At 66.1% G+C, this 18734-nt stretch carries 19 protein-coding genes and 1 tRNA gene; 4 read left to right on the top strand and 16 right to left on the bottom strand.

The genetic code is table 11. From position 1 onward, the window contains the following. Positions 1-49: 49 nt before the first annotated feature. The 4 genes from rdgB to T336_RS0109485 form a co-directional block, all read right to left on the bottom strand. On the bottom strand, positions 50-649 hold the full coding sequence (rdgB, locus tag T336_RS0109500) for an RdgB/HAM1 family non-canonical purine NTP pyrophosphatase (RefSeq protein ID WP_026432353.1): 600 nt from the start codon (positions 647-649) through the stop codon (positions 50-52). A 25-nt stretch (positions 650-674) separates the two neighbouring features. Next, positions 675-1436, bottom strand: a complete 762-nt coding sequence (rph, locus tag T336_RS0109495) for a ribonuclease PH (protein WP_026432352.1) — start codon at positions 1434-1436, stop codon at positions 675-677. A gap of 103 nt (positions 1437-1539) precedes the next feature. Beyond that, complete coding sequence (locus T336_RS0109490; protein WP_026432351.1) at positions 1540-2454, bottom strand: PP2C family protein-serine/threonine phosphatase; 915 nt, start codon at positions 2452-2454, stop codon at positions 1540-1542. After that, on the bottom strand, positions 2451-3473 hold the full coding sequence (locus T336_RS0109485; protein ID WP_013595879.1) for a serine/threonine protein kinase: 1023 nt from the start codon (positions 3471-3473) through the stop codon (positions 2451-2453). Before T336_RS0109485 ends, T336_RS0109490 begins: the two co-directional genes overlap by 4 nt. Before the next feature lie 85 nt (positions 3474-3558). On the opposite strand from T336_RS0109485, the gene T336_RS0109480 reads away from it, so the two are divergent. From T336_RS0109480 to T336_RS0109465, 4 genes are all read left to right on the top strand, one after another. Further along, complete coding sequence (locus T336_RS0109480; protein ID WP_019702242.1) at positions 3559-4470, top strand: YicC/YloC family endoribonuclease; 912 nt, start codon at positions 3559-3561, stop codon at positions 4468-4470. A 43-nt stretch (positions 4471-4513) separates the two neighbouring features. Beyond that, positions 4514-5134, top strand: coding sequence for a guanylate kinase (gene gmk / locus T336_RS0109475; protein ID WP_013595881.1), 621 nt, complete (start codon positions 4514-4516; stop codon positions 5132-5134). A gap of 18 nt (positions 5135-5152) precedes the next feature. Beyond that, the gene (rpoZ, locus tag T336_RS0109470) at positions 5153-5356 is read left to right on the top strand and encodes a DNA-directed RNA polymerase subunit omega (RefSeq protein WP_011796632.1); all 204 of its coding nucleotides are present in this window, start codon (positions 5153-5155) and stop codon (positions 5354-5356) included. A gap of 114 nt (positions 5357-5470) precedes the next feature. After that, positions 5471-7738, top strand: a complete 2268-nt coding sequence (locus tag T336_RS0109465; protein WP_019702243.1) for a RelA/SpoT family protein — start codon at positions 5471-5473, stop codon at positions 7736-7738. 90 nt (positions 7739-7828) lie between these two features. On the opposite strand, the gene greB is transcribed toward T336_RS0109465, so the two are convergent. From greB to T336_RS0109405, 12 genes are all read right to left on the bottom strand, one after another. Continuing rightward, positions 7829-8398 (bottom strand): transcription elongation factor GreB, encoded by a 570-nt coding sequence (gene greB / locus T336_RS0109460; RefSeq protein WP_026432350.1) that lies wholly within the window; start codon positions 8396-8398, stop codon positions 7829-7831. Between the two features lie 94 nt (positions 8399-8492). Next, positions 8493-8569 (bottom strand) — tRNA-Arg (locus T336_RS0109455). A gap of 145 nt (positions 8570-8714) precedes the next feature. Continuing rightward, the gene (locus tag T336_RS0109450; RefSeq protein WP_026432349.1) at positions 8715-9026 is read right to left on the bottom strand and encodes a hypothetical protein; all 312 of its coding nucleotides are present in this window, start codon (positions 9024-9026) and stop codon (positions 8715-8717) included. A gap of 5 nt (positions 9027-9031) precedes the next feature. After that, positions 9032-9397, bottom strand: coding sequence for a hypothetical protein (locus T336_RS0109445; protein ID WP_026432348.1), 366 nt, complete (start codon positions 9395-9397; stop codon positions 9032-9034). Beyond that, the gene (locus T336_RS0109440) at positions 9394-10083 is read right to left on the bottom strand and encodes a lysozyme (RefSeq protein ID WP_026432347.1); all 690 of its coding nucleotides are present in this window, start codon (positions 10081-10083) and stop codon (positions 9394-9396) included. The genes T336_RS0109445 and T336_RS0109440 overlap by 4 nt, the downstream gene beginning before the upstream one ends. Then, positions 10080-10361, bottom strand: coding sequence for a hypothetical protein (locus tag T336_RS0109435; protein ID WP_035225600.1), 282 nt, complete (start codon positions 10359-10361; stop codon positions 10080-10082). Before T336_RS0109435 ends, T336_RS0109440 begins: the two co-directional genes overlap by 4 nt. A 35-nt stretch (positions 10362-10396) precedes the next feature. Beyond that, a complete protein-coding gene (locus T336_RS26025; RefSeq protein ID WP_084151395.1) occupies positions 10397-11002 on the bottom strand; it encodes a DUF4376 domain-containing protein in 606 nt (201 codons plus the stop codon). Between the two features lie 39 nt (positions 11003-11041). Then, positions 11042-12148 (bottom strand): pyocin knob domain-containing protein, encoded by a 1107-nt coding sequence (locus T336_RS26595; protein WP_156957824.1) that lies wholly within the window; start codon positions 12146-12148, stop codon positions 11042-11044. Next, positions 12145-13059, bottom strand: coding sequence for a carbohydrate-binding protein (locus T336_RS0109420; protein WP_026432343.1), 915 nt, complete (start codon positions 13057-13059; stop codon positions 12145-12147). Before T336_RS0109420 ends, T336_RS26595 begins: the two co-directional genes overlap by 4 nt. Then, entirely contained in the window at positions 13056-17825 is a 4770-nt protein-coding gene (locus T336_RS0109415) for a phage tail length tape measure family protein (protein WP_026432342.1), read from the bottom strand. The genes T336_RS0109420 and T336_RS0109415 overlap by 4 nt, the downstream gene beginning before the upstream one ends. Before the next feature lie 130 nt (positions 17826-17955). Beyond that, on the bottom strand, positions 17956-18282 hold the full coding sequence (locus T336_RS0109410) for a DUF1799 domain-containing protein (RefSeq protein ID WP_019702252.1): 327 nt from the start codon (positions 18280-18282) through the stop codon (positions 17956-17958). 17 nt (positions 18283-18299) lie between these two features. After that, positions 18300-18680 carry a phage tail assembly chaperone gene (locus T336_RS0109405; protein ID WP_019702253.1) on the bottom strand — a complete coding sequence of 127 codons (381 nt, stop codon included), beginning with the start codon at positions 18678-18680 and terminating at the stop codon, positions 18300-18302. Between the last annotated feature and the right edge of the window lie 54 nt (positions 18681-18734).

The raw sequence follows: 18734 nt of genomic DNA, 5'->3' as shown, positions 1-18734 counted from the left end.
GGGTAAATGCCGGAGGGGAAGGCGTTCGGGCCAGGGCGGCAGGGGTGGGTCAGAACCAGCGTTCCCGCATAAGCGCGAGCATCTGCTGCGCCGACCGTCCCCGGTGGCTGTGCGCATTCTTCACCTCCGCGGGCAGCTCCGCGAACGTCTTGCCGAACTCCGGGATGAACATCACCGGATCGAAGCCGAAGCCCCCGCTTCCGCGCGGCTCCGTGGTGATCTCGCCGACCACCCGGCCCACGGCGATGAGGGGCTCCGGATCGTCGGGGCTGCGCACGGCCACGAGCGTGCTCACCATCGCTGCGCGCCGCGAAGCGATGCCCTGCATCTGCTCCAGCAGCGCACGCACGTTGTTCGCATCGCCCTTCTCGTAGCCGAAACGGGTGGCGTAGTAAGCGGTCTGCACGCCCGGCTGGCCGCCGAAGGCATCCACGCACAGGCCCGCATCGTCGGCCAGCGCCGGGAGGCCGGTGTGCTCCGCGGCGAAACGCGCCTTGGCCAGGGCATTCTCCACGAAGGTATGGAAGGGCTCGTCCGCTTCGCCCACGCCGAGGTCCGCCTGCCGCACCAGTTCCACGCCCAGGGGAGAGAACATGCTCTGCAGTTCGGCCAGCTTGCCGCGGTTGTTGGATGCGAGGACGAGTTTCATGGTGGGAATGCTTTCGGGAAAAGGCTCACAGGCCGGAAGCCGGCGCCGACAGCGCCAGCCGCTGCAGGGCGATGAGGGCGTCCACCCCCTGCGCGGCCAGGTCGAGCAGCCGGTCCATCTCGCTGCGCGTGAACGCGACGCCTTCGGCCGTCCCCTGCACTTCGACGAACCGGCCGCCGTCCATCATGACGACGTTCATGTCGGTGTCGCACTGCACATCCTCGGTGTACTCCAGGTCGAGCAGCGGCGTGCCCTGCACGATGCCCACCGACACGGCCGCCAGCGGCGCCGTGATGGGCGACGCGGCGATCCTGCCACCCGCCATGAGGGACGATACGGCGTCGTGCGCGGCGACCCAGGCGCCGGTGATCGCGGCCGTGCGCGTTCCGCCGTCGGCCTGCAGCACATCGCAATCGAGCTGGATGGTGCGCTCGCCCAGCGCATGCAGGTCGAACACCGCCCGCAGGCTGCGGCCGATCAGGCGCTGGATTTCCTGCGTGCGGCCGCTCTGCCTGCCCCGAGCGGCCTCGCGGTCGCTGCGGGTGTGGGTCGCGCGGGGCAGCATGCCGTACTCCGCCGTCACCCACCCTTCGCCGCTGCCGCGCTTGTGCGGCGGCACCCGTTCCTCGACAGAGGCCGTGCACAGCACCTTCGTATGCCCGAACTCGACCAGCACCGAGCCTTCTGCATGCATGGTGTAGTGGCGGGTGATGCGCACGGGGCGCAGGGCATCGACGCCGCGGCCCGCGCTGCGCTCGAAAGGGACGGAAAGGGAGGATGAAGGCATGGAATGCAACCGCGTGTGAAAGGGATTGAATGGGCCGCAGGAGCGCCCGCCGAGGCAGCACCCGGCCGTCCCGCGCGAGCCGGGCACGGCACGCGCCGCGGCTTCAGGCCTTGCGCGCGGCCGAGCGGCGGATGGCCTCGTTGATCTCGGCGATGGAGCGTTCGATCGCCTCGTCGTCGAGATCGTCCAGCTCGTCGGCCGCACCGGCCTCGAACGGCCCGGCCTGGATCGTGGACGCGAAGCCGTCGTCGCCGATGCTGTGCGTGGATATGCCCTGGGTGGATTCGAAGGTATCCGGAGTTTCCCACTCCATCGCCACCACCGTGACGTTGTCGCTGCTATCCCCCGCCCTGCGCAGGGCATCCTCCACCAGTTCCGGCACCGCCTGGGACACCGGCAGCCTCCCGAGCTGGCGGGCGATGGAGGCGTCGTCCAGCGCGCCCCACAGGCCGTCGGAGCACAGCAGCAGCCGGTCGCCCTGCTCCAGCGCGACAGGCCCCGTGATGTCGTAGATGGGCTTGGTCGGAGAACCCAGGCAGGTGAACAGCACGTTGCGGTTCATGCGGTCCATGCCGGGCAGGGAGGCATTGCGCAGTTCCATGTAGGAGTGGTCGCGGGTACGCGTGAGCAGTTCGCCGGAGCGGACCATGTAGAGGCGGGAATCCCCGCAATGCACCCAGCTCGCGCTGCCCGCCTGCACCACCGCCGCGACGAGCGTGGTCCGGGGCGTGTCCAGCATGCCCCGGTCGCTCGCGTACCGCAGGATCTGGTGGTGCGCGGCCAGCAGGGACTCGGCCAGGAAGGCATCAACCGAGGGCAATACGGGCTTGGCCTGGCGCTGGAACGCGGCGGACACCGTCTGCACCGCGATCTGCGCGGCCACCTCGCCATCCGGATGCCCGCCCATCCCGTCGGCCAGCACGAAGAGGCTGGACTCCCGGGTATAGCAATAGCCCATCCGGTCCTCGTTGATCTCGCGGCCGCCGCGGCGGCTCACCTGGAAGACCGAGAATTTCATTTCTGTTTCGCCCCTCCGCCGAGGCGCGTGGCCTCGCCCACCTTCTGCACGTTCTTCCTGGTATCCGACACCAGCGTGTCGAGCTGCAGCCGCATCTTCTCGCCGACGGACAGCTTGGTATAGCGGCGCTCGCCTTCGCGGCTCAGCTCCTTCTGCAGCGCGAAGACCGACTGCGGGCGCGAGAGCGGATCGAGCGCCATGCACCACTCCACCACCTCGATGAGGTTGTCGGAATAGACACCCCGGAGCTTGCTCAGGGCCAGCGACAGCCGGTCCTTCTCCGCGCGCTGCGGCGCCTCGTTCGGGGGAAAGCCCTGCATGCAGGCATAGATGCAGGCGCCGATGGCGTAGATGTCGGTCCAGGGCCCCATGGAGGAATCGCGCCGGTACATCTCGGGCGCCGCGAAGCCGGGCGTGTACATCGGCCGGATGAAGTTGCCCTCCTTCGACAGCACCTCCCGCGCCGCCCCGAAGTCGATCATCACGGCCTTGTTGTCGTCGGTGATGAAGATGTTGGCCGGCTTGATGTCCAGGTGCAGCATCTTGTGCTGGTGCACGATGCGCAGGCCCCGCAGCACCTCGTCGAACAGCGAGCGGATCGTCGATTCGCGGAACACCTTCTGCGTCTTCAGGTCGCGCGCGGTGATGATGAAATCCTGCAGCGTGGCGCCTTCCAGGTAGTTCATCACCATGTAGACGGTCTCGTTCTCCCGGAAGAAGTTGAGCACGCTGACCACCGAGGCGTGGGATATCTGGGCCAGGGCGCGGCCTTCCTCGAAGAAGCTCTTGAGCCCGAGGCGATAGAGGGACAGCTTCTCGGGCGGCACCTTGGGCAGCAGTTCGCCCGGCGAGCGCGTGGCGAGGGAGGAAGGCAGGTACTCCTTGATGGCGACCTGCTGGCCTTCCGCATCGACTGCGAGGTACACGACGCCGAAGCCGCCGGAGGAGAGCCGGCGTACCACGCGGTAGCCGCCCAGCATGGTGTCGGGCGGCAGGGGGGCCGGCTTGATTTTTGACATATTCGCGAAAAAACTTGGACGCGTCCCGATCGGGAAAAGGAACCCGGATAATCGCCGGATCGCAAGCAATCACCGAAAAAGTCCGATGGCAGTTTACAGCATGACCGGCTACGCGAGCGCCCAGCTCGAAGCCTCCGCCACCGATGCCGACAGCGGTGCCCGCCCCGCCCGCCTGGGTATCGAGATCCGCTCCGTCAACAGCCGATTCCTGGATCTCTCCTTCCGCCTGCCCGACGAGCTCCGGGCCCAGGAGCCGGGCCTGCGCGCCCTCGTCACCCAGCATCTCAAGCGCGGCAAGGTGGAGGTGCGCGCCTCCATCGAATCGGAGGCCCAGGGCCTCATCGCCCCGCCCTCCGCGCGCATGCTGCAGCAGCTCAACTCGGCGCAGGACTCCGTCCGTGCCTGGCTGCCTTCCGCCGCGCCGCTGTCCGTGGCCGACGCATTGCGCCTGTGCGCGGGTTCCGCGGCATCTTCCGCGTCCTGGAGCCCCGAGGACATCCAGGCCCTCGCCCAGCGGGCCCTGGAAGACATGGTGGCGGCGCGCGAGCGCGAGGGCAAGCGGCTCTCCGCCATGCTGCAGGACCGCCTGAAGCAACTGCGCGCCCTGGCACGCCAGGCCACGCCCCTGGTGCCCCAGCTGGTGGACCAGCAGCGCCAGCGCTTCCTGGAGCGCTGGAAGGAAGCCATGGCGCTCGCCGAAGGCGTGCCGGTGCCCGAGGCCGCACAGGACCGTGCCCTGGCGGAAGCCACCGCGTTCGCCATCCGCATCGACGTCGCGGAAGAGATCACGCGCCTCGACTCCCACCTCGACGAGATCGAGCGCCTGCTGAAGAAGGGCGGGGAGATCGGCAAGCGGCTGGACTTCCTCATCCAGGAACTGCACCGCGAGGCCAACACCCTCGGTTCCAAGTCCGCCGCCATGGACCTGACCCGCATCAGCGTGGACATGAAAGTGCTCATCGAGCAGATGCGCGAGCAGGTGCAGAACATCGAGTGAGCGATAATTCTCCTGTTTTGATAGCAGCCCGCGCACATCCCGTATGGACTATCCCGGAAATCTCTTCGTAGTGGCAGCGCCGAGCGGCGCAGGCAAGTCGAGCCTGGTCAAGGCCCTGCTCGAACTCGACTCCCACGTGCAGCCCTCCGTCTCCCACACCACGCGCCCGCCGCGCGGCCAGGAACGGCATGGGCGCGAGTACTTCTTCACCTCGGAGCAGGAGTTCGACGCGATGGTCGCCGCCAACGGCTTCATCGAGTGGGCGCACGTGCACGGACGCCGCTACGGCACCTCCCGCAAGAGTATCGAGGAACGCATCGGCCAGGGCGCGGACGTGATCCTCGAGATCGACTTCCAGGGAGCCATGCAGGTGAAGGAAGCCTTCTCCAACGCCGTGCTCATCTTCATCCTGCCGCCCAGCTGGGAAGAGCTGCGCTCGCGGCTGGAGCGCCGCGGCGAGGACGCTCCCGACGTGATCGAGCTGCGGCTCAAGAATGCGGCCATCGAGATGGCGCAGGCCGAGAAATTCGACTTCGTTATAATCAACGAGCTTTTCGAACGGGCGCTTTTCGACATGAAAACCGTCGTTCACGCCCAGCGGCTCAAGTACGCAGCCCAGCGCCGGGCCCGGGCCGACACCTTCGAATCCCTCAATATCGTCTAGACCGCCAGGAGAATCCGCATGGCACGCATCACCGTTGAAGACTGCCTCGAGCACATCCCGAACCGTTTCCAGCTCGTCCTGGCAGCCACGTACCGCGCGCGCATGCTGAGCCAGGGCCACGCCCCCAAGATCGAGAGCCGCAACAAGCCCGCCGTGACGGCCCTGCGCGAGATCGCCGAAGGCAAGATCGGCCTGGAGATGCTCAAGAAGGTTCCCGGCTGAACCTGCCGACCGCCACCCCTGGGCGTATTCCACGCGCCCCGAGCAACAGCACCGCCAGGCGGTGCTTTTTTTCGTCTCCGGCCGGCATGGCGCGAGCGCGCTACATTTCAGGGTATGAATGAGGTACTGATCAAACCCTCCGTCCCGGAGCCGCGCCCCGGCAAAACCCCGGCGGCGGGCGCGTCCACGGCGGCCGCCAATGCGGCCGCCGCCAGTTTCGCCTCGCTCACCGAAAACCTCGATTACCTCGACGCGGCCAGCATCGAACAGGTCCGGCAGGCCTACAAGTTCGCTGACAAGGCGCACCTGGGGCAACTGCGCAGCAGCGGCGAACCCTACATCACCCATCCCATCGCGGTGGCAGCCCAGTGCGCCACCTGGAAGCTCGACGCCCAGGCCCTGATGGCGGCGCTGCTGCACGATGCGATGGAAGACTGCGGCGTCACGAAGGCCGACCTGCTGGAACGCTTCGGGCCGCAGGTCGCCGAACTCGTGGACGGCCTCACCAAGCTCGACAAGCTGCAGTTCAACACCCGCGAGGAGAACCAGGCCGAGTCCTTCCGCAAGATGCTGCTGGCCATGGCGCGCGACGTGCGCGTCATCCTCATCAAGCTGGCGGACCGCACGCACAACATGCGCACGCTCTCGGACATGCCGCGCACCAAGTGGGGCCGCATCGCATCCGAGACGCTCGAGATCTACGCACCCATTGCCCACCGCCTGGGCCTGAACCAGACCTACCGCGAACTGCAGGACCTGTCCTTCCGCCACCTGCATCCGTGGCGCTACGCCACTCTCTCCAAGGCGGTGAACAAGGCGCGCAACCGCCGGCGCGACCTCATCCAGAAAGTGCAGGCCGAGGTGGACGCCGCCTTCGCCCGCATCGGCATGAAGGCCCGGCTCGCCGGCCGCGAAAAGACGCTCTACGCCATCTACCAGAAGATGGACACCAAGCACCTGAGCTTCGCCCAGGTGACGGACATCTACGGCTTCCGGGTCATCGTGTCGTCGGTGACCGACTGCTATACCGCACTGGGCGTCCTCCACCAGCTCTACAAACCCGTGCCGGGCCGGTTCAAGGACCATATCGCCATCGCCAAGCTCAACGGCTACCAGTCGCTGCACACCACGCTCGTGGGCCCTTCCGGCGTCAACATCGAGTTCCAGATGCGCACCGAGGAGATGCACGTGGTGGCCGAGGCCGGCGTTGCGGCGCACTGGCTCTACAAGGCCGAGAACGCCGAGGGCAGCACGGCCGAACGCCTGGGCACCAAGTGGCTACAGTCGCTGCTGGACATCCAGAACGAGACGCGCGACGCCGCCGAGTTCTGGGACCACGTGAAGGTGGACCTGTTCCCGGACGCCGTCTACGTATTCACGCCCAAGAGCCAGATCATGGCCCTGCCCCGCGGCGCCACGGTGGTCGATTTCGCCTACGCCATCCACAGCAACGTGGGTGACCGGGCCACGGCCGCGAAGATCAACAACGAGCAGGTCCCGCTGCGCACCGAGCTGAAGAACGGCGACGTGGTGGAGATCATCACCGCCCCCGTCTCCACCCCCAACCCCGCATGGCTGGGCTTCGTTCGCACCGGCCGCGCACGCTCCAAGATCCGCCACTACCTCAAGACCCTCGCGCACACCGAGTCCGCCGGCCTGGGCGAGAAGCTGCTCACCCAGGCGCTGCGGGCCGAGGGCCTGGAACGCCTGCCCTCGGAAGAAGAGAACCAGGCCCTCTGGGACAAGCTCCTGCGCTTCACCGGCAACCGCACGCGCACCGAGCTCATGACCGACATCGGCCTGGGCAAGCGCATCGCCGGCATCGTCGCCAAGCGCCTCATGGTGCTGATGGCAGAGCATGGCCACCGCCCGGACGCCCTGCTGCTGACCCGCGAGCGCTACACCTCGCACGAAAACGTCTCGCAGGGCGGCGTCACGCTGGACGGCAGCGAGAACGCCTCCGTGCAGTACGCCAGCTGCTGCAGGCCGGTGCCGGGCGACCCGATCGTCGGCTACCTGGGCCGCGGCGAAGGCCTCGTCGTCCACAACGCCCAATGCGGTGTGGCCAAGAAGCTGCAGCACAAGGACAGCGAGCGCTTCATTACCGTCGATTGGGCGGACGAGCCGACCCGCATGTTCGAAACCGGCATCGTGGTGACGGTCACCAACGGCAAGGGCGTGCTGGCACGCATCGCCGCGGAACTCGCCAGTTCCGAAGCGGACATCGTGCATGTGGACATGGACGAGGAAAAGGCCATGGACACGACCGACCTGCGCCTCGTGGTGGCCGTGCGCGACCAGGCGCACGTCGAGGCCGCGCTGCGCAACCTGCGGCGCACCACCGCCGTCCTGCGCGCCTTCCGCATCCTGCCCTCACCCTAGCCGGACGCGCAGGCCGCCACCGGCCTCTCCTGAACAGCGCACCGGTTATGCATGCGCCCCTTCACGCCCCCAATGGGCGCAAGAAGGATCTCAGGAAGGCGTCCGCGCGGGGTACTCGACCCGCAGGATCTCCAGCGTGCGCAGCCCGCCAGGCGTCCCCAGCCGGACCTCGTCGCCTTCGCGCGCCTTCAGCAGCGCGCGCGCCACGGGCGACACCCAGCTCACCTGCGACTGGCTGCTGTCCACCTCGTCGATGCCCAGGATGGTCACCGTCCGCTCCACGTCCAGGTCGTCCACATAGGTGACAGTGGCGCCGAAGAACACCTGGTCGCTGCCATGGTGCAGTGACGGATCGACCACCTCGGCCATGTCCAGGCGCTTGGTCAGGAAGCGGATGCGCCGGTCGATCTCGCGCAGGCGCTTCTTGCCGTAGAGGTAGTCGCCGTTCTCGGAACGGTCGCCATTGCTCGCAGCCCAGTGAACGACCTCCACCACCTTCGGCCGCTCGTTGTCCATCAGGTCGAGCAGTTCGGACCGCAGCCGGGCATAGCCCGCCGGTGTCATGTAGTTCTTGCTGCCGGCGGGCAACGGCGGCGCGGATGGAAACTCCGCATCGTCGTCGGGGGCGTTGTCCGTTTCCTTGGTGAAGGCCTTGCTCATGGGATCGGTCGGCTCCAGGTGATGACGACCACCAGCGGCAGCTGGCAGAAAATGGAAAAAGCCTCGTGACTTTGACATCACGAGGCTTACCATTTGGTGCGGCTGGCAGGAATCGAACCCACGACCCCTTGGTTCGTAGCCAAGTACTCTATCCAGCTGAGCTACAGCCGCTAAGCTTTGAATTATAGCATGTTTTGCCACTCTTCAAAAACTTCTGAGAGATTTTTTTGAACCTTTCGGATCAAGTCCGTCGCATCAGAAGCAGAACGCTATTGTAGTACAGAAATCCGCCCCTCCCAAGAAACATGTGACTTTTTCAAGCACCAGGGCGCGGCGCCGGCGATGGCATGGCTCCAGGAACTGTAGCGAACGGCATGCGGCACGCCTCCAGGGCAGCAGCCAGCCGGCCTTCGTAGCCTTCACGGCGCTCGATCTCCGCCATGGCAGCGCGCGCGAAGTCATCGAGCGAAGCACCGGGCCGCAACGCCTCCGTGGGCATGGCGGGACGCTCGGGAACAGGCTCCTGGCAGGCCATCGGCACTGGTACACGGACCTGCAGGACATCGGTGTGCGGAGCGCTGGCACATCCCGCCAGCGATGCCATGGCCAGCAGCAGCACCATCCGCATGCACCTCATGGTCTGCTCCTTTCCTGGAGCCAGGCTTGCACGCGGGCCTGCGCGCTGGCGCACGCATCGCCAGGCACCGGCACGGGCCGGGCCAGGATGTCGTCCGCGCGCCGGTCCCGGGCCTGCGCACGCACTGCGGCCGCACGGCGAGCTTCCGCCACCGCATGCGCCCGCTGGTCGGCTTGCGCGCGCAGGGCATCCACGGCCGCATTGCATGCCTGTGCGGCTCCCTGCGCACCGGCCAGTTGCCGCCCCCTGGCAGACACCTCTGCCTGCGCCGCGGCTACCGCATCCCGCTCGCCCAGCCAGGCCCAGCCCAGCAAGCCGTTGCCCGCCATGCTCCCCAGCAGCAGCCAGTGCAGCGGGGTCATGACCAGCCCTCCCGCCGCACGCGGATCCGCTCACGGACGATATACGCGCACAGCGCCACCACGGCCACCATCAGCAACGGCTGCAGCCAATCCCCCAGGCTGTCCGCGCTGGCCTTGATGTCGCTGACCGCCCGCGCCGTCTCGGCGATGGCGGCCACCGCCGCAGTACTGCCTGCGGCCACGCCTGCGCGGTTGATCGTGCTCTCGGCCATGGCGCACTCGGGCTCGACGGCCTGGGGCATGCCGGCAGGCGCATCGCCCAGGTACAGCGCAGCCTCCGCGGCACGGCGCCGGGTGAGCCCGGGCCACGCCTTGCCTCCGGCTTGGTTCCACAGGGCGAATGCCCGCGCAGCGGCCTGGTGGTCGCCACGGTTGTGCGCCCGCACGGCGCTGGAAGCGGCCATGCCCTCGACACCCACGTTGAACGCGAAAGACACCAGCGCATCGAACTGCGCCTGCGTGGCCCGGCCGCCCGTAGCCCGCGCCACGCCCGCCTCGTACTCGCCCAGCTCCTGCCGCAGGCGGGCATCGGCCTGCTCGCGCGTCATCGTGTCCCCGGCACGCACGCCGCGCGTGAAGCCATGGCCGATGGTCCAGATGCCCACGGGATCCCGGTAGGCCTGGGCGCGGAAGCCCTCGAACTCCTCGATCAGCGCGATGCCGCGCTCGGAAGTCACCATGGTCATTTGCGTCCTCCCGGCTCCACCGCATGTCCGCGCAGGATCGCCAGCGACTCCTTAATGTCCTGGTTGCTGCGCTGCAGATCGTCCACCCGGCCCTTGATCTCGCGCAGCGATTCACGGGTGGCCTCGCGGTCCTTTTCGGCCAGCACCTCGACCTGGGCAATGCGTCCGTCCTGCCGCGTCTGGTCCTCGCGGTAGGCACCATAGGCCAGCGTCACGGAACCCACGAACACCAGGGTCTGGACGATGGTCCCGGTGTTGATGGTGGGGTCGAATCTCATGAACCGTCCGGGGTGGGGGTTGGCGGTGCTGCGGGTCATGCTGGCCAGCCCCCATGGATGTCGTATGCCAGTGCCTGCGCCAGAGTGGTCAGGCCATGGATGGCCGCATGGTGCGCGTGCTCAGCGTCATAGCAAGCCTGCACATGCAGCGCGACCGCGTTGGCAATCTGGCGCAGTTGCTCGAGCGAAAGCTCTACCCACCCGCTAGCCGCCTTGAAGCGCACCTCCGTGATGCCAGCAGCCTCTGCGTTCACGAGCACACGTGTAATCGCGTCCTGGTCTGCGCGCGCGGTCTCGATGCGCAGTCCGCCTGGCAGGGTGATGCCGCTTGTCTCGACATCCCAACGCCGGGCGGTGACCGCTGCGTTGAGGCGGGCCTGCTCCATCGCCAGCAGGCCGGAGGCCTCCTTCTCCTGCAACGAAACCACGCGCCAACACTGCACCCACACCTCGCCGTTCCGCCGTGGTGCGGTTTCCTCCACGCGCTGGGTTGCTGGATTGTGTGCGGGTGGGGCCGCGGGATGCACAAACGCATAGCCATCACACGGCTCGAAAGGGACGGGGTAGCACCACTCGGGGTGTCGTGTCCGGATTTCGCTTTCATTAACCGGATATTCACCATTATCTATTTTTACGTACATACCAAAACTCCTTTCAAAGCCAGACTTCGCCCAGTTCAGTCATAGCGGAAAATTTGCAAAACAATAGCAAAGCCAAGCGTTATCCAGGGAAGGCAATTGAAAGAAAAACAAATGCCGTCGATTGACGGTGAGCGATGGCGCCACCGACCCCGGAAAAACCGTCGACAAAAAGGAAATGGCCCCACCTGTATGAGTGACTTCCAAAACAAACGAACTGCCAGGAAGCTGATTGGAAAATGAATATATCTTGTTGGCAGAAACTGTGTCCTTGAAATACGCTCCAAGTCTCAGGTCCAGAGATGTTCCGGAAACCTGAACCGCGGTTTCATTGCTCAACAGTGGACGGCGCCAATTGCTCCAAACAACAGAGCCCCCGCCTTGATCAAGGAAACCCCTTGTCAGCAGTGCTCCGGTCGAGAAATCAATGACGCTCTGGCTGCCGGTGTCCTCTCCCCTGGAAACAGTGACGACCGAATTCCCCGCTCCTGGTGGCATATTGGGTGTAGTGCTTAGAAAGCGGTATACCCCGGAAGTCAAAAGCGTATTCAGGTCTGCATTACCCGACGTTTCGATTTTGAAGTTCTGAATGCCATAGCCTGCGAGGGTGTTCTTGACAAGCCCCCCGGTTTCACCATTCAGGCTCGAAACGCCGGCTACCGCACTGATCCCGTCCGCCCACGAAGAACCAGCCCAGACTCGCCATTTGCTCAGGGTGGTGTCGTAGTAAGTTGCGCCTGGGCGCAGTGGTTGGCCTTGGTTGTCAGTGGCCGGCGGCGCAGTCTTGTCGCCCAGGTTGAGCTTGGAGGCCTGGATGCGGCTGGCCTCGGACTGAATGGCGCTGGCTACCGCTTCGTCCCGGAGAGCCGCGGCCGCGGTGGCTGCGCTGTTGGCTTGATTGCGGTAATCCATCGCCGCGTCTGCCTGCTGGGTGGCCGCTGCGGCCGCCGCGCCAGCGGCCATGGCGCGCTCGTTGGCCGCGATGGCGTTCTGGTTCGTGGCGGCGGCGCTGGCGTTGGTCTGCGTCACCAGCGTCTGCTGGGCCGCCGCGTGGGGAAACGCCTTCTGGTTGAATTGCTCGCGCGTGTCCGTCGGCTGCGGTGCCGGCGGCATTGCATCGATGGTCGGCGGGGAAACGATGTCAGTCATGTGAGTCCTTCCAGCTCCAGTTCGGAGTCCGAGTAGTCGTAGTAGGAAATCACGATGTCGAAGCTCTTGTAGAACCCATACACCGTGGTCGATTCGTATCGGGAAGAGCCGATCCAGAGGCAGGGAGTGGCGCGCACTTCGGCCAGGAAGTCGTTGAAGGAATCCACCTCCGCGGCATCGAGCAGCAGCGAGAAGCTGGCGCGCCGGGCGAAGGCCCGCTCCACCACCACCACATCCCCGAAATCCGTTCGTTCCTTGCGGCTGTAGTCCTGGATGCCGACGCGCGCGCCGGCCTTCACGCCCAGCGCGAAAGTCCGCACCTGGCCCAGCAGCAGCACGCCCACGGCAAGGGCGGACGTGCCATCGAGATCGATCAGCACGTCCGCCCCGGGAAAGCTCGGCAAATCCATCAGCACCGACTGGCTGGGAGCCCGGTGTTCTCCGAAATACCACTCCCACCAGTCCGGCGCGGCCGGCACCCACGACAGGTCTTCGGTGCGGTCGTACACCGTGCCATAGGCCGGATCGACCATGCGCACTCGCAGGCGAATCGCCCCGGTGATGTGCACGGCCGCCATCGACGTGACGGCCTGCCCGGGCCGCACCCGGTACTGGATGCTGGAGGCCTGCGCGGTCTGCGAACTCACCGACCGGTCGAAGGCCTTCCAGCGGTTCGTCGCTCCCACCTCCACCCAGGCGCCCGAAGGGTCCACCGCAGGGTCCTTGCCCACGTTGCCGTCCTGCGTGCTCTGGTACACCTTGTGCACGGTGGCCTGGACGACGCGCGCGCCCTTGGCATAGGTCGTGCCCGCCGACCAGGGTGGATGATCGGACTCCGGCACGTTGCTGCCCACCAGCATGGCCGGCGTGACCACCAGAGGCCGCACCACGGTCAATGTCTGCTTGCTCATGCGATTTCCTCCTGTCTTTGCTGCGGCATGCCGTCTCCGTCCCACCGCTCCAGCACCTTCGCCACGCGGGCGTTGAGGCGCGCCGTCTCTCCCGCCTGCTGGCGGCTGTCCTCGCGCAGGGCCTGCACTTCAGCGAGCAGCGCGGATGCACCGCTTTGCTCACTGCGATCGATGGAGGCCATCAGCGCCCGGTTGTCGGCGGCCGGGATGATCCGCTCGCCCTTGTGGACGATGGCCGGGGTGTCGTGCGGGACATAGTTCGTCCCCTGGTCGAAGGCCGGGAACCCCACCGACGCGGCGGCCTTCACCCAGTCCGACACCCAGTAGCCGCTCAGGATCGAGAGGTCGTCCAGCGTTCCACCAGCTCCCTTGATCGCCTTGAGCAACCCGACCAGGTCGCCCGTTCCGTCGAACGAGTGGTACAGCGGGGACAGCTTGTCGAGCCGCGCGATCAGGGCTTGGTCGATGACCGGCTCGTACCCGATGCCTGCCGTACCCAGGTATAGGAGGCGCCGGTACCTGGCCTGCGTCGCTGCAGCGCCACCGCCATCAGCGTTGCCCCCACTGGAGCCGCCCCACACGGCCCCGCCGCTGCCCGAGCCCGAAGCAGGAGGCGATGCAGAGGCGCCTTCGCCACCGCCCTTGCCCAGCACGGAGCGCAACTTGTCGATCGCTGCAGCAACGCTCAACGTGGCATCGAAGGTCCCGTTCGCGATGTCGATCTGCCGGCGCCAGTAGTCCAGCATTTCCTGCTGGGCCTTGAGTTGCCGGTTGATCGCATCGGTCTGCGCATCGAGGGCTTCGGACTGCCCCTTCAGCGCCGCGAGCTGCTGCTCGGCGACGCTCTTCTGCCCTCCGCTGATGGCCTCCAGCTGCGACAGCGTGCCGGCCAGGCCCAGCCGGTCGCGGTCCAGCTCGAACTGCGTGGCGTAGTTGCCCGGCTCCAGACCGCTGCGCGCCGCGCCGATGGCCTCCTGCAGCAATGCCTGGTCAGGCAGATAACCCGTGGAGCGGGCCGTCGCCAGCGACTGCTCCACGAAAGCCCATCCACGCGCCGCCTGCATGGTGGCGGTGGCGCCCACCTGCCCATACAGCTCGCGGGCATTGCTGCGCACGAGCTCGAATACACCATTGACGAGCGACAGCGACTCCTGCGCCAGTTCGCGCTGCGTGTCGATGGCCTTGCGCCGGGCATCGATGGACTCCAGCTGCGCATTGAGGCGTTCGCTCTCCAGCGTGGCGGCATTCTGCAGGCGGCCATAGGCGTCCTCGCGATCCTGCTTGCGTCTGGCTTCGGCCTCCGCGGCCGCGGAAGCGGCATCCTCCAGCTCCCAGATACGGTTGACCAGCTTTGCCAGTTCCGGATCGAGCTTCCATAGCGCGTCATATTCCTGCTTGCGGCGCATGTCTAGCGCCTCGCGGTTCTTGCCCTCGGCGACCAGCAGGCGCTGCTCGAGATCCCAGCGCTTGTCGGAGATGGCTTGCTGCTTGCGTGCGACCTCCTCGGAAGACACCGCCACCGCATCGAAGGCTCCCGCGAGTTGCAGCAGCACCGCATAAGCCTTCCGTCCTGCCTCCGTATTGAGATCCTGGGCCTCCACCAGCTTGCGATACTGCTTGCGCGCATCCGACGCATCGATATCGGGAAGCTGGACTCCTGCCGCGGCCAATTGCTTCTCGATCTGCTTGCGAGCCGCCTCGCGCTGCTCTCCGCTGTCGTAGAACTTCTGGTAGTAGGTCGCTGCACTGGACCCCAGCGCCTCCACGCCACCCGCCACCTTCATCAGTGCGGCAAACGCCTCGTCGCTGATGCCCGCGAAACCGACCAGCGTGCTCGACATCGTCTGGAAAACCGATTCGATTTTGCCGATCTGCGCCACGGCAGCCTGGAGCCCCTCCATGTTCACATCGGTGCCGAGGTCGTTCAGGATCTGGTCAGCCCAGCTCGGCAGGTCCATGTCGAGCAACACCTGGCGCGTATCCTTCGCCACCGCGGCAAGGTATTGCTTGTACCCCTCCGGTCCATCAGCGAATTCGCGTGCAGCCCATCTGCTCTGACGGTTGTCCTCCCAGTTCACGAGATCCTTGCCGTCGCGCGAGATGCGCAGCGTGCCCCAGGCACCGTCCTTGGACGAGTCGTCGGCAAAGCCCGTGGCTATCTCGTACTTGCCATTGCGACCGAAGGCCTTGCCGAATCCGTCGAGCAGGTCCACCACGCCCTTGGCGACGGACGAAACGGCCTTGTCTGTTTCGGCCGAATACATCATCCCCAGGTTCACCCCGAACGCATGGCCTTCCACGCTGCGCTCGAACCCCTTGTCAGCGCTGTACTGCACGGTGGATCCCTGGTGCAGGGTGCCACTGTCGTCCAGGCTGCTGACAATCGACCACAGAGCAACAATGGCCGCGACATAGGGCATGACCGTCGCGATGGACGACATGATTCCGCCGAAAGCGCTTCCCACTCCCGTCCAGCCGCCATTCCCCGCTATGAGCGCCCCAAGGGCGTCACCGCCCGCCAGGCCCACGCCATTGGCGTAGGCGAGGCTGGCAGCCGATGCTCCGGCGGTGTAACCACCGTAGGCCTGGAGACCTGCGCCGATCAAGCCGCCATAATTGCTGAAGCCCCCTCCTCCTCCGGAAGGGCTTCCGCTGCTTCCACCCAAAACGCCCGCCAATGCACCTGACACCGGCGCCACGATCGCGTTGATCACAGGCCTCAACACCAGCGTGTTGAACATGTTCTTCAACGCATCCCTCAGGTGCCGGCCGAAGTCCTTCCCGCTCTCCAGGCCCTTGAACAGGGCGTCGGTCAGCGACTGCTGGATCTGATCCGCCGTCTTCGCCCAATCGTCGCGCACGACCTTGGCCACGGCTGCCTCGGTTTCCTTGCGCTTGGCCTCTTCCAGGGTTTCGCGCACCTTCGCTTTATCCTGATCGTTGCTTCGGTCAACATCGGCCAGCTTCTCCGCATACTTCGCCTCGATCTGGCGCTGCGCGACGATCTTGGCCCGCTCGACCGCCGTCAACGACGCCAGGCCGGCTTCCTGCTCGGCTGCGGCGACGCTGGCTTCGGCCGAACGGAGCATGTCGTCGGCCTGTTTCTGGAGCACGTTGTGCTCGGCAATGCGGGTCTGGTTGATCTTCCGCTCCTGGGCTGCGGCCTGCTCGCGCAGCTTCTCCACGTAGGCGGGGTCATAGCTGGAGTCGCTACCAGACTCCAGTTCCGTGATCTTTGCCTTGATGAGCGAAAGCCGGTATTCCTCGATCTCGACCTTTCCCTTGCCCCACAGCGCATTGGAGGCCTCAAGCTCGGATGCCTGCTGCTCGATGGCCTTGGCGGTTCTGCCAGCCTCGTCGATGAGCGCGGCGTATGCGCGGCGGGCCTTCTCGAGTTCCCCGTTGCGCTCTTTGCCGGCACTGCCGCCAGCGATGTCTGCGCTCGCAGCGAGTCCAGGGCCTGCCGTATTGCTTCCGGCAGCCATGTTCCGCCCTGCGCCCGCGGAGTTGTCGGCCGTTTTGCCCATGCAGCAGTCGCGCTCCGTTCTGGCGACGGCCACCGGTGATGGGCAATGCGGGGAAGAGGATGCATTGCGCTTCTTTTCCTCGCCGGCTCTGTCGCTGACTTCGATCGCAGCCCTCTCTGCCTTGGCAATCTCAGCCCGCGACTCGGCAGCACGCATTTCCATCCGTTGCTGCTCCTGAAGAAGAGCCAGCTTGTCCTGCAAGTCCCTGGTCTGCTTGCCGTCCTTGATGCCGATGGATTGGTTGCGTTGCTGCAAATGCTCGATCTGCGCCTGCACCCCGGCGATCTGCTCGGAAATCGAAGCGGGCCGGCCGATACCCAATATCTGGTCCCAGACACCCTTGGCGGTCGAACCAAGGCCGAGCCATGCGCGCTCCAGGTAGCCCAGGCGGTCGCGCATCGTGTCGGCCACACCGGCCATGGCCCGCTCGTATGCACCTTGCGCCAGGGCGGCAGCCTCCGAAGCCCGGCCCTGCTCCTGCAGCGCCTTGATCTGGTCGTACACCGCGGCAGTGAGGTAGTTGTGGCGCTCATTGAGCCTGCGCGAAGCCTCCACCGGCTTTTCGCCCAGTTCGACGTAGGCCTTCACGGTATCCGCCACCGCCACGCCGACATCACGCTCCATGCGCAGCGCCGTTTCGGTGAAGCGCTGCAGGTCCTCTGCCGCCACCTGGCCCGACTCGCCGAGCAGCGCGATCACCCGCGCAGCCTCGTGCTGCGTGCCCACGGTCTGCGAGACGGCACTGGCGGCATCCTGCATTTGCGAAACGGTCAGGCCTGCTGCATTGCCCGACAAGGCGATCGCGCGCGCATAAGCGTCCGCTTCCTGTTTCCCTTGCTGGTAGGCCACCGTCAGAACGACTGCCGTGGCGGCGGCCGCAGTGAACGGATTCACCATCGTCGCGACGGCTTCCCCTACGGCCGCAGCTGCCGGAGCGATGCCGCCAAAGGCCTCCGCCAGCTTCACCGCCTGCTCCGACAGGAGCGCGATCGGCTCCTGTCCCGCGATCAGGCCGGCGGCCATGGCTGCCAGTTGCACGGGCAGCACCTGCATGGCCGCCGATGCCTGAGCCACCGATGACCCGTAGGTCTCCATCGCCGCGCCGCCGCCACGCAGTGCCTGCTCCGATTGAAGCAGGCGTTCGATCATGCCGCGGACTCCGGCCTCCATGCTGGCGAGGGCCTGCAGTGCCTGCGCTGCATCCTGTTGAAGTGTGCCCTGCACTGTGTTGTCGGACATAGCTCCTGCCCATGTAAAAAAAGGCCGCGCGGCATGCAGCCGGGCGGCCTGGGAAATGAAAGCCCGCCAAAGGGCGGGACCTGTGCGGGAACGGGTGGCGGAGGCAAGCCACGCATGCGGGCGCAGCAATTCATGCCGCCCCGCCAAAGCGCGCCCGCTCCTTCTCCGCCCTCTCGGCAAAGACCGTGAGCGCTTCGGACTCGATCACCTGGATGTCGCGGAAGCGCTCGTCGTATGTGTCGGGATCCAGGCCGGCGCGGTCCAGCTCATGGAACAGCACGCCGTAGTCCAGCGCGACGGCCCCGGCCATGCCCACGCGCCACTGGTTGCAGATGCGCGACCACAGCACATAGACAGGCCAGTTCTCCGGCCACACTTCAGTGGCTGTCTCCGCGTAATCGCTGCGCTCCAGCCCCCATGCGGCCAGTTCGGCGTCGCTGGCCGGGGGCTCGTACATGGCGCGCGCGACGCGGGTCAGTTTCCCAGCTTGCCCTCGACGCAGCCTTCGCGATATGCATCGAAGATCGCAGTGGCACCGCCGGGAATCTCGTCGGCAAGCCGCGTGGCGTTTTCCGCGTTGACCTCCACGTCTTCCAGATCCCAGGCCTTCACGATCTTCAGGAGGTAGTCGCCGTTCTTGCGCACGGCGTTGCCGAGGATGTCGCTGATCGTGCCGGGGCTGCCTGACACGGGCATGGCCGCGGCCTCCGTGATCTCATCGACGAGTTGGCCGAATTCGGATTTCGTGCGGTAGAAGAACTCGCAGTGGATCACTCCCGTGCTGCCATCGAGCATCGGGAAGGAAACCTTGCGCTTGAACGTTTCGGGACGCTTGCCCAGGACGATTTTTGCCATGATGTTGTGCTTTCAGGAGAAGGAAAAAAGGCCCTCGCCGCATACGTTCGGCGG

The sequence above is a fragment of the Paracidovorax oryzae ATCC 19882 genome (assembly GCF_000687165.1).
GTDB classification, from domain to species: Bacteria; Pseudomonadota; Gammaproteobacteria; order Burkholderiales; family Burkholderiaceae_C; genus Paracidovorax; species Paracidovorax oryzae.
This window is presented reverse-complemented; position numbering and strand designations above follow the sequence as displayed.